Source organism: Caballeronia sp. M23-90 (assembly GCF_053574605.1).
This window is the reverse complement of sequence record NZ_JBSIPA010000525.1, coordinates 1-4,291: the sequence shown is the minus strand read 5'-3', so window position 1 is coordinate 4,291 and position 4,291 is coordinate 1. Positions and strand designations below refer to the sequence as shown.

The window sequence follows — 4,291 nt, the reverse complement described above, 5'->3', positions numbered from 1 at the left end:
TAGCGCAGGTAGGCGCGTTCGTCGGCGCTGAGGTCGAGCGCCGGGGCCTCTTCGCCGGTTTGCGATCCACGTCTCGCCGATTCATTCAAACCATCCGCGCTGACGCCGACCGGCTCACCATTGGCTTGCATCACCGTTTTCGCGGTCCCGTTTGCGAGAGCACCGATGGTGAGTGTCGAATAATGATCCAGCGATTGTTCGGCACGCACTGGATCAGCAGACACGCCCGACCCCATCAGGACGAGCATGAACAGCGTCATCACGCGAGCCAGGCGGGGTATTGGGGAAGTTGACATGGCGTGCAGGAAGGGTCGATGCGCGCTGGTCATAGCGGCTGTTTGTCCAGCACGCCGCCGACACGGCCCGTGTTTTGTATGGGACTGTTATCGGCTGAAGCGTTGCGCTGGAGCGTGGGATAGAAGAAGCCTGCGAGCACGCCCCCTGCAAGCGGCGCTGCCCAGAAGAGCCACAACTGGTCGAGTGCCCAGCCTCCCATGACAAGCGCGGGACCGGTCGATCGCGCCGGATTGAGGGACGCATTCGTGACGGGAATGGCCAGCAGCGAACACAAGGTCAAAGACAACCCGATCAGCGCCGCACCACTGGCTCGCATGCGTTTGCCCGACGTCACGGCAAGATTGACGAGCACGAAGACGAAGGTCATCAGCACTTCCACAATCAACGCCGCGTGCAGTTGGTAACGAGCGGGGGAATGAACGCCGTAGCCGTTCACACCAAGTGCAACGGGACCCGGCAACACGCCAGGCCGCGCGCTGGCCACAACATAAAGAAGCCACGCCCCGGCAATCGCGCCGCAAACCTGCGCCGCGATAGTTGGTATGAGGTCGCGTACGGGAAATCGATTGGCGACGGCAAATCCAACCGTTACCGCTGGATTGAAGTGCGCGCCGGAGATGGGACGCAACACATATACGAGCGTGGTAGCAGCAAGGCCGAAGGCCACCGCCTGACAAATGAGGCCGAGGTCCGTGCGAAAATAACCGCTGGCGAGCGCCGTGGAGCCGCAACCGAAAAAGACGAGCGAAAACGTTCCGACGCACTCGCTTAATATCTTCTTGAACATATCGTCTTCCGTCCCACGTTGAGCTCCGTCGCCCGATGCGTAACCGCACGGCAATCGTCGCGGGACGGCAAACATCGGGGAGTAAAGAGATCGAGTCTGGGCGTAAAGATCCGCCCGATTAATCAGAGCATTCCTAAACACGTCTGACTGAATGAGGATTGGTTTTTACGTTTTTCTCGGTGCTGCGGGCGCGACGAGAGCGGCTCAAGAAAGCCCGATCTGCCTGAGATAGTTCAGGAGTTGCGTTTCCGTTTCGAGACCGAGCTTTCGCATGGCGTTGCGCCTTTGCGTGCCTATGGTCTTGACGCTTCTTCCGAGATGCTCCGCAATGCCAATGAGTGACTTGCCAGCGGCATACAACTGGAACACTTCCCATTCGCGCGCGCTCAAGACGCCTGCCCGGCCGGGTTTATTCCCGGCATGGGATTTCAGCAGCGCTTCCACATGCTTTGACACAAAGCACTCGCCGCGAATCACCGCGGCCATCGCCTCATTCAAGGACTCAATGCAATCACGCTTGTCCAAGAGGCCGTCGGCCCCAAGCTCGAGCAGACCGGCGAGCATCTGAGGTTGCGCAATCATGGTGACGACGATCAGGCGCGCCCGCTCTGGCTGCCCAAGAAAGGACCGCAAGAACGCTATGGCATTGCTCTTGCCGTCGATACCCCGCATGCCGATGTCCGAGATCACGATATCGCACGGAAACCGTCCGATCAGGTCTGCGAGGCACTCGGTGTCGCCGGCGGTCGCCACCACTTCCACACGCGGATCGCACTGAAGCCAGGCACTGATGCCCTCTCTGACGGCCGCGTGATCATCGGCCAGGATAATCCGGATTTTCGAATCCACTTGTTAATGCTTTCGCTGTCTACGTGATGAGTTACGCATTCCGATGCGGCTTTTAAGCTATCACCCGGACTGCTGCATTTGAATCAGGCCACTCTGAAGCGCAAATTGGTAAAGTTCTGCGTCCGTGTTCAACTCGAGCTTGCGCATGGCTCCGCATTTCTGTGCGCTGATGGTCTTGACGCTACGACCCTGCTCACGCGCTATTTCAGTAATGTTCTCGCCGCTCGCATAGCGGACGATTACGTCAAGTTCGCGGCGCGTGAGCTTTTTCCGGATCTGGTCCACCCGATGCGCCGAAGTCGCACCGGCGAGAAGCTCACGTATCGACGGCCCAAGGTACTCCTCCTTCGCAAGCACGTTGACGATGGCCACGTAGATCAATTCCAGTCGGTCCTGTTTGCTGACCACGGCGTTCGCACCGGCGTCGAGCGCCCGAGCGATGAGGTCGGCGTCTGTTGTCATCGACAGGACAACAATTGCGGTCTTCGGATGATGCTGAACAATGAACTTGATCAAGTCTATGCCGTCGCCGTACGTACCGCCGGGCATGTAGAAGTCCATGATGACAACGTCGCATTTCTCCTGCTCGAGCGATGCGATCAGACCCGTGGAATCCTGCGCGCGGCACACGATCTCGATGTTTTTAAGACTGGCAATCAGACGCTCTATGGCAAGAACGACTAAAGGATGATCGTCGGCGACCGCCAATCTGATTCGTTGAGTGAACGCAATCATTTCCTAACCTTTTTAAACCCGATGTCCGCCCGGGTGATGCGTCCGCTCAAGGCGGGTTGTACTGTGCCTCTTTTTGCGTGGCCTGCTGCAGGATCGTTGATCCGCGCCGCCATCGACATAAGATGCCTCTGAAAGCATTTCAAGTTAAGAAATCTCATTTACGTGAGGCCGTACGCGCGCGCGAATGCGAACAATCCGGGATCGTTCTGAACACCGAGCTTGCTCATGGCGTCGCGTTTTTGACGGCTGATGGTGCGCACGTCGCGCTTCATGAATTGCGCGATCTCGGTAATCGAAAGGCCGCTTGCAAACATACGTACTACTTCGATTTCGCGAGGTGACAGGCGCGGACCTTCACCGAGCAGATCGTTCTCCGCACCGGCCACGGCCAGCGCATCGACAACCGATGAACTCAGATACCGGCGCCCGACGCCCGCAAACTTGACGGCCGCCGCGAGCTGATCCATCGATTCGACCTTGTTGAGCAGGCCCATTGCGCCCGCGCTCAGGATCGAGCGCAGGATCGCGACGTTGCTCACGCTGGTCAGCACGACGATACGAATCTCCGGCCAGTCCCGTCGCACTCGCTTGATGAGGCGCAACCCGTCCTCCGCCTGCGAACCCAGCTCGGGCATGGCGAAGTCCGTAACAAGCACGTCACAGGACATGGTGCTCAATAATCGCAGCAGCTCGGCAGCGCTTGCGGCCTCGCCAACGACTTCCAGGTTCTCATCCGTACTGAAGGTCGCTCGAATGCCAAGCAAAACGAACGGATGATCGTCTGCCAGAACGATTCGCAGTTTCAATTCGGCCTCTCAGTTTTATTTGCACATCGGGTCAATTCGAGGCCGATCCGGCAACGATTATTTTGGCAACACGCCGTTACGAATAAGAACACGGGTGACAAGTCGCCCAATATAGGAACACTCTCAATGTTCCTTCGGCGAAGCGAGGTGCTTTCTAAGATTTGACCTATTCCTCACTGAGCCGCGTCAAGCCCTCCGCCACTGCAGGGTAATCCGGCGTGCGGCCCCCGCCGCGACCAACGTCATGAGAGTAATTTTCAGGCGACTTACGACTCAATACGAATCGTCCTATTCGCACGAGTTTAGAAACGCCCCACTACTTTGATTCGATTGACGAAATAGTTGTTGAACTCAAGGATGTGGAAATCTGTTCCAAAGAATGGCGACGGCTACAAGCGAGTTTTCGAGCTGACACGCCTGTGCAAGCGGGGCGAACCGCGCTCTTCTGCCGCTCGCCGATCCCCAATACCAGGCGATGTTTTGCGTTTGTATTCAAAAAACGAACTATTCTTTCAGAAATGGCGCGCGCAAACGATTGCGCAACGCGAAACATATCGTGGTGAAATGACAACGCTCGATGCCCCAGTCTCAGGAAATCAGGCACAAAAAAACCCGGAGTGTCCCGCATACCAAGCAAGCGAGCACAACTCCGGGTCCACCAACCGAGACGAGCAGCGAAACTGTCGATCAGAAGGGTTCTATCTCGTTTTTCCGCAAACATTCGCCGGTGAGCTCAGTGCAACAGCTCGTTTGCACGACGCGCTGTTAAGAAGTGTCAACTTGGGCCGTCTTTGGCTTTCGTCGATGCGCCGTAACG

The 4,291-nt window shown here is 57.3% G+C and carries 6 protein-coding genes; 1 reads left to right on the top strand and 5 read right to left on the bottom strand.

Features of this window, described 5'->3' with window-relative positions:
* From ACRXB1_RS31700 to ACRXB1_RS31680, 5 genes are all read right to left on the bottom strand, one after another.
* A partial coding sequence (locus ACRXB1_RS31700; protein WP_449494286.1) for a hypothetical protein occupies positions 1 to 296 on the bottom strand: 296 nt, incomplete at its 3' end.
* A gap of 29 nt (positions 297 to 325) precedes the next feature.
* Positions 326 to 1,084, bottom strand: a complete 759-nt coding sequence (locus tag ACRXB1_RS31695) for an aquaporin (RefSeq protein ID WP_075358976.1) — start codon at positions 1,082 to 1,084, stop codon at positions 326 to 328.
* 204 nt (positions 1,085 to 1,288) lie between these two features.
* The gene (locus ACRXB1_RS31690; RefSeq protein ID WP_075358970.1) at positions 1,289 to 1,933 is read right to left on the bottom strand and encodes a response regulator transcription factor; all 645 of its coding nucleotides are present in this window, start codon (positions 1,931 to 1,933) and stop codon (positions 1,289 to 1,291) included.
* A gap of 60 nt (positions 1,934 to 1,993) precedes the next feature.
* Positions 1,994 to 2,668, bottom strand: a complete 675-nt coding sequence (locus ACRXB1_RS31685) for a response regulator transcription factor (RefSeq protein ID WP_061998384.1) — start codon at positions 2,666 to 2,668, stop codon at positions 1,994 to 1,996.
* Between the two features lie 158 nt (positions 2,669 to 2,826).
* Positions 2,827 to 3,474, bottom strand: a complete 648-nt coding sequence (locus tag ACRXB1_RS31680; RefSeq protein ID WP_062169051.1) for a response regulator transcription factor — start codon at positions 3,472 to 3,474, stop codon at positions 2,827 to 2,829.
* 357 nt (positions 3,475 to 3,831) lie between these two features.
* Between ACRXB1_RS31680 and ACRXB1_RS31675 the strand changes: the two genes are divergently transcribed.
* A partial coding sequence (locus tag ACRXB1_RS31675; protein WP_449494285.1) for a hypothetical protein occupies positions 3,832 to 4,291 on the top strand: 460 nt, incomplete at its 3' end.